The organism is uncultured Bacteroides sp., assembly GCF_902491285.1.
Classification (GTDB): domain Bacteria; phylum Bacteroidota; class Bacteroidia; order Bacteroidales; family Bacteroidaceae; genus Bacteroides.
This window is the reverse complement of the sequence record NZ_CABUHK010000147.1, coordinates 1-6,180: the sequence shown is the minus strand read 5'-3', so window position 1 is coordinate 6,180 and position 6,180 is coordinate 1. Positions and strand designations below refer to the sequence as shown.

General features: G+C 43.3%; 5 protein-coding genes. 2 read left to right on the top strand and 3 right to left on the bottom strand.

Going from position 1 to position 6,180, the window contains the following annotated elements:
* The 3 genes from RDN93_RS21395 to rsmA all read right to left on the bottom strand — a co-directional run.
* On the bottom strand, window positions 1–782 hold a 782-nt coding region (locus RDN93_RS21395), incomplete at its 3' end, for a DUF349 domain-containing protein (RefSeq protein WP_308747349.1).
* A gap of 85 nt (window positions 783–867) precedes the next feature.
* Window positions 868–2,208: a magnesium transporter gene (gene mgtE, locus RDN93_RS21390; protein ID WP_308747348.1), complete on the bottom strand. Its 1,341-nt coding sequence runs from the start codon at window positions 2,206–2,208 to the stop codon at window positions 868–870.
* A 61-nt stretch (window positions 2,209–2,269) separates the two neighbouring features.
* Window positions 2,270–3,070, bottom strand: a complete 801-nt coding sequence (gene rsmA / locus RDN93_RS21385; RefSeq protein WP_308747347.1) for a 16S rRNA (adenine(1518)-N(6)/adenine(1519)-N(6))-dimethyltransferase RsmA — start codon at window positions 3,068–3,070, stop codon at window positions 2,270–2,272.
* A 113-nt stretch (window positions 3,071–3,183) separates the two neighbouring features.
* On the opposite strand from rsmA, the gene RDN93_RS21380 reads away from it, so the two are divergent.
* Together RDN93_RS21380 and RDN93_RS21375 are read left to right on the top strand one after the other, a co-directional pair.
* The gene (locus RDN93_RS21380; RefSeq protein ID WP_308747346.1) at window positions 3,184–4,170 is read left to right on the top strand and encodes a lysylphosphatidylglycerol synthase transmembrane domain-containing protein; all 987 of its coding nucleotides are present in this window, start codon (window positions 3,184–3,186) and stop codon (window positions 4,168–4,170) included.
* Between the two features lie 148 nt (window positions 4,171–4,318).
* A complete protein-coding gene (locus RDN93_RS21375; protein WP_308747345.1) occupies window positions 4,319–5,776 on the top strand; it encodes an aminoacyl-histidine dipeptidase in 1,458 nt (485 codons plus the stop codon).
* Window positions 5,777–6,180 lie beyond the last annotated feature (404 nt).

The window sequence follows — 6,180 nt, the reverse complement described above, 5'->3', positions numbered from 1 at the left end:
GCTACCGGACCCGTATCACGAAATTCCTGATGCAACTTCTGAAGTTGGTGGAAAGCAGAAACCACATCTTCCTCGTCAGCCAACTTTTCAGCAGCTTCGCAAAGATGCGTTTTTATTTCCAGGTTTTTCTTGAAATCATATTCGCGGAACTCGTTATTCAGTTTCAATAAATCGTAGAACTTCTCTACATATAATTGATAGTTCTTCCAAAGTTCGTTCACCTTGCCTTGCGGAACCAGCTTCGTTTCATTCCACTGCTGTTGCAGTTTCTTGAATTCCGTATAGGATTTGTTGGCGTCATCACCGGATTCCACCAGTTCCTTCAGTTCCTCGATAATGGAAAGTTTGACTTGCAGATTTTCTTCTTTCTGTCGTTCCTGTTCGGCAATCAGTTTGCTTCGTTTGTCTTTGATTACTCCCATCAGACGCTTGAACTCTTCTTCTATCGAATCTTCCGGAGAAACAAAGTCTTCAATGGCACCACCATTGTCTGTAAACTGCTTCTTGGTAGCTTCCAGTTCGGCATTATGTAACTTGTAGAATGATTGTTTCAGATTGTCAATTTCCTGCTTGTTCGCATTCTCGGCATCCTGCGCAAGCTCTTTCAACTGGTTGAGTACATCTTCCTTTGTGGCAGGTTTAGGAGCTGCTTCAGGTTGAACTTCGGCAGTAACTTCTTCAATCGGAGTCTCTGTAATGGCTTCAGAAACCTCGACAGTTTTCTTTTCTTCTTCTAATTCCCCTTGGTTCAAGGGTTGATTAGTGTCATGAGCGTCCATCATTGTATATTAGTTTTGGGTCACAAATTAATGAAATAAAACGATTACTTCATACTATTTTGCTTATTTTTTTTTGTTTTTCCCGTTTTTATGATAATAAAACCGTAATTCCCATGTACAGCATCATACCGATGATGTCATTTGTAATGGCTATAAACGGACCTGTCGCGATGGCAGGATCAATTTTAAGCTTTTCGAGTGTCATCGGCACCAGTGTTCCGAAAATGGAAGCAAACATCACTACGGCAAACAAACTGATGGATACGGAATAAGTAACCGTAGCTGTTGCGCCGAACCGGATAAAGTTGTAGGTATATACCAACAGCGAAATAATAGTGGCATTGATTAAGGCCACTACCGCTTCCTTCGTGATTTGCTTGAATGTATCTTTAGCGTCCAGCGAGCTGTTTGCCAATCCCTGCACGATGATAGCCGAGGACTGTGTTCCGACATTTCCACCCGTACCGCCGATCAGTGGGATATACAGTGCCATTTCAGGATGGGCGGCGAATGTAGAATCGAAATTACCTAATATCATAGAGTTTCCGATTCCGCCAATCATACCGATAAGCAACCACGGAAGGCGCGCCGTTGTCTGTTTGAGCACATTGTCGTCCGTTTCCACGTCTTGTGAAAGACCGGATGCCAACTGATAGTCACGTTCCGATTGTTCACGGACTTCGTCCATGACGTCATCGACGGTAATTTGTCCGACGAGCCGGCCGATACTGTCGACCACGGGGATAGCCACCAAGTCATACTTTTCAATCGCCTGTACTACTTCGTCAATTGGCGTGTCCACATGCACTGAAATCGGATCTTTCTGCATCACGTGTTTTACTTTTGATACAGAAGGGGAAGTTATCATTTTCTTGAGCGGGAAAATACCCCGCAAGCGTTCGTCGTCGTCGATGACATATACATAATAGATTTCATCCAGTTCTTCCGCTTGCTGCCGCATCTCTTTCAGACATTCGGGCATACTCCAGTTCTCATTGACAAGCACCATTTCTGTACCCATCAAACCGCCGGCGGTATTCTCGTCATACTTCAACAAGTCTACAATGTCGCCCGCCTGTTCGATGTCCTCAATATGCGAAAGAACCTCTTCCTGTTTGTCTTCGTCAAGCTCGCGCATCAGGTCTACGGCATCGTCCGTATCCATATAGTCGACGAAACGCTTGGCAATAGTCTCCGAAGGAAGCATTTCGAGAAGCTCTTTACGGGCATCCTCGTCCATTTCGACAAGTACATCGGCAGCCACTTCGTTATCGAGCAACCGGTAGATTAACTTGGCTTCTTCCGGGTTCAGGTCATTGCATAATTCAGCGATGTCGGCCGGATGAAGGTCGATGAGAAGTTCTTTTACCTTATCGGCATCTTTCTGTTCGATAAGATGCTTTACGTTGTCAATGTATTCCTCGTTCATTGTTGTCTATTACAAATTATGAATTACAAAATCCAGTTCTCTGCTTGCTTTGGCCTGTCAACTATTCGTTGTTGCCGACCGTTTTTAATGCTTGTTCCACTTTATTGGTCAGGTCGATAAATTCTTCTACCGATAGTTGTTCCGGACGTTTATTGAATAATACGTCCTCTGTCAGCGGACAATCCTTGCCTAAAATCGGTTTGATGGAGTTGCGCAATGTCTTGCGGCGTTGGTTGAAAGTTGTTTTCACTACCTGCTTGAACAGCTTTTCGTCGCATCCCAATTCCTTGGTCTCGTTGCGGGTCATGCGGATGACGGCGCTTTTTACTTTCGGGGGCGGGTTGAATACATGTTCGCTCACAGTAAACAGGTACTCCACCTTATACCATGCCTGTATCAATACGCTGAGGATGCCATATGTCTTGCTGCCCGGTCCGGCAGCGATACGCTCCGCCACTTCCTTCTGAATCATTCCTGTGCAACAAGGTATGATATCCTTATTATCCAGCATCTTGAAAAATATCTGGCTGGAGATATTATACGGATAATTACCGGTCAGTACGAAAGGCTTGCCGTCAAACAACCGGTTCAGATTCATCTTCAGAAAGTCATCTTCGATGATGTGGTCTTCCAGTGACGGATAGGCTTCGCGGAGATAGGCGACCGATTCATAATCAACTTCCACGACTTTCACCAACCGGTCTTTTTTTACTAAAAACTGCGTCAGTACTCCCATGCCCGGTCCCACTTCGAGAACGGGTAATTCGGGAAAAGTGTCGACTGTATCGGCAATATCCTGCGCAACTTTCAAATCTTTCAGAAAGTGTTGTCCGAGAAACTTTTTAGGCTTTACTAATTTCATTTACCAACTAAATAATTACTTTTGCAGTCGACAAAGGTAATTCTTTTAAATGAAGAACGTGCCACTATTTAAAAAATAAATGATGTGTCGGCGAAGCTAATGAAGAATTAAGGATGAAGAAACTGTTAAAAAAGACGCTGCAACTTATATTACCGGTTGTTTTGGGTGGCTTTATTTTGTTTTGGGTATATCGTGGCTTTGATTTTACAAAAGCGGGCGATGTATTGCTGCACGGCACAAACTGGTGGTGGATGCTTTTTTCACTGTTGTTCGGAGTACTTGCCCAAGTGTTTCGTGGCTGGCGGTGGCGGCAGACATTGGAGCCGCTGGATGCTTTTCCGAGGAAAAGCGATTGTGTGAATGCCATTTTTGTCTCTTATGCTGCCAGTCTGATTATTCCCAGAGTCGGTGAGGTGAGCCGCTGTGGCATATTGGCCAAATACGATAATGTGTCATTTGCCAAATCACTGGGGACGGTAGTCACCGAACGGTTGGTCGATACGCTGACAATTCTTCTCATTACAGGGGTTACCGTATTGCTGCAAATGCCGGTATTTGTCACTTTCCTTCAACAGACAGGGACGAAGATACCTTCTCTTTTGCATCTCCTGACATCTGTCTGGTTCTATATTGTCCTGTTTTGTTTCATCGGAGTAGTGATACTTCTTTATTGTTTAAGGAAGACGCTGTTTTTCTATGAAAGAGTGAAAGGTTTTGTACTCAATATTTGGGAAGGAATCATGTCATTGAAAAGTGTGCGTAATATCCCTCTCTTTATATTTTATACATTAGCCATTTGGGCATGTTACTTTTTTCATTTCTATTTTACCTTCTATTGCTTTGCTTTTACTGCCCATTTGGGCGTGATGGCAGCTTTAGTCATGTTTGTAAGCGGCACATTTGCGGTAATTGTACCTACGCCTAATGGAGCAGGTCCGTGGCACTTCGCCGTCATTTCCATGATGATGTTTTATGGAGTAAATGAGATGGATGCCGGAATATTCGCTCTTATTGTGCATGGTATTCAAACCTTTCTGGTTGTTTTGCTGGGCGTTTATGGTTTGGCTGCCCTGCCATTTACCTATAGACATCGGGAATGATGTTTTTTCCGGAAGAAAATCATTGGATGAGATGCGAATGTTGTCTTTGGAATGAATGTTTTTGCTAACGTCCTTTGCTATCTGAAAACTTTTCCATAACTTGCCACTGTTTAATTATTAGATTAAAAACAGTTTTAAAATATTTGTTATGAGTACAATTCTTTCTTTGGCTCCACAGAACGTGTGGAAGCATTTTTATTCGTTGACTCAGATTCCTCGTCCGTCAGGACATATGGAAAAAGTGACTGGCTTTCTGATTGATTTCGGAAAAGGCTTAGGTTTGGAATCTTTTGTAGACGAAGCAGGTAACGTGATCATCCGCAAGCCTGCGACTCCGGGTATGGAAAACCGGAAAGGTGTTATTCTTCAGGCGCATATGGATATGGTTCCTCAGAAGAACAATGATACAGTACATGATTTTGAAAAAGACCCGATTGAAACTTATATAGACGGCGACTGGGTAAAAGCAAAAGGTACTACCCTTGGTGCGGACAACGGACTTGGCGTAGCTGCCATCATGGCTGTGCTCGAAGCCAAAGACTTGAAACACGGTCCTTTGGAAGCTCTTATTACCAAAGACGAAGAAACGGGAATGTACGGTGCATTCGGTCTGAAACCGGGTACGTTGAATGGGGAGATTCTTTTGAATCTTGATTCTGAAGATGAAGGTGAATTGTATATAGGCTGTGCCGGTGGCATGGATGTCACTGCTACTTTGGAATATAAAGAAGTGGCTCCGGAAGAAGGAGACATCGCAGTTAAAGTTACATTGAAAGGTTTGCGTGGAGGGCACTCGGGCTTGGAAATCAACGAAGGACGTGCCAATGCCAATAAATTACTGGTTCGCTTCATCCGTGAAGCCGTTGCCAGTTACGAAGCTCGTCTGGCCAGTTGGGAAGGCGGCAACATGCGAAATGCCATTCCGCGTGAAGCACATGCAGTCGTAACCATCCCTGCCGAGAATGAAGAAGAATTGCTGGGTTTGGTGAAATACTGCGAAGACCTGTTTAATGAAGAATATTCGGCTATCGAAACTCCGATTAGTTTCACGGCAGAACGTGTGGAACTTCCGGCAGGTCAGGTGCCCGAAGAAATTCAGGATAACTTGATTGATGCGATTTTTGCTTGTCAGAATGGTGTGACACGTATGATTCCGACTGTTCCCGATACAGTGGAAACTTCTTCTAATCTTGCCATTATTACGATTGGTGGAGGTAAAGCGGCTATTAAGATTCTGGCTCGCAGTTCTTGTGACAGCATGAAGGAATATTTGACTACCAGTCTTGAGTCTTGTTTCTCTATGGCAGGAATGAAGGTCGAGATGACAGGCGGCTATTCCGGTTGGCAGCCCGACGTTAATTCTCCGATTCTGCAGGCGATGAAATCATCTTATAAACAACAGTTTGGAGTAGAACCCGCAGTGAAAGTTATCCATGCAGGCTTGGAGTGTGGTATTATCGGTGCTATTATTCCGGGATTGGATATGATTTCCTTTGGTCCTACATTACGCTCGCCGCACTCACCGGACGAAAGAGCGCTGATTCCTACCGTACAGAAGTTCTATGACTTCCTCGTGGCTACTTTGGAACAGACTCCAATGAAATAAACAGGCATATTCTTTCCTATTATATAATAGGTATTGTATAGAAAAGGGCACGGATGACATTTCTTCCGTGCCCTTTTTGTCTTATTTGCTGCCACTCGTGATATAAATTCTCTCCTTAATAATTAAATTAATTGATGCAAATCAATTAATATGCTATAAAACATAGAATTATTCGTTTTTTAGGTACAACGTATAAACAAAGGCCGTATTTTTGTGTTATAAAACATGTAAATAGGAGGATAACAAAATGAAAAGGTTAAAAAGATTGTTTAGAAAGTTCGGCGAAGCCGACGTACATGTTTGGGGATATTCAACAATTAATACTCTCCCGAACGAAGAGAAGTGATTTTTAGTTTTCAGGAATTAGTAATTTAAAAGGTTTAAAGATTATGGCAAAGAAAATG

Coding starts and splice junctions, on each gene's coding strand:
- RDN93_RS21375 (WP_308747345.1), top strand. CDS start 4,319: ATGAGTACAATTCTTTCTTTGGCTCCACAGAACGTGTGGAAGCATTTT.
- RDN93_RS21380 (WP_308747346.1), top strand. CDS start 3,184: ATGAAGAAACTGTTAAAAAAGACGCTGCAACTTATATTACCGGTTGTT.
- rsmA (WP_308747347.1), bottom strand. CDS start 3,070: ATGAAATTAGTAAAGCCTAAAAAGTTTCTCGGACAACACTTTCTGAAA.
- mgtE (WP_308747348.1), bottom strand. CDS start 2,208: ATGAACGAGGAATACATTGACAACGTAAAGCATCTTATCGAACAGAAA.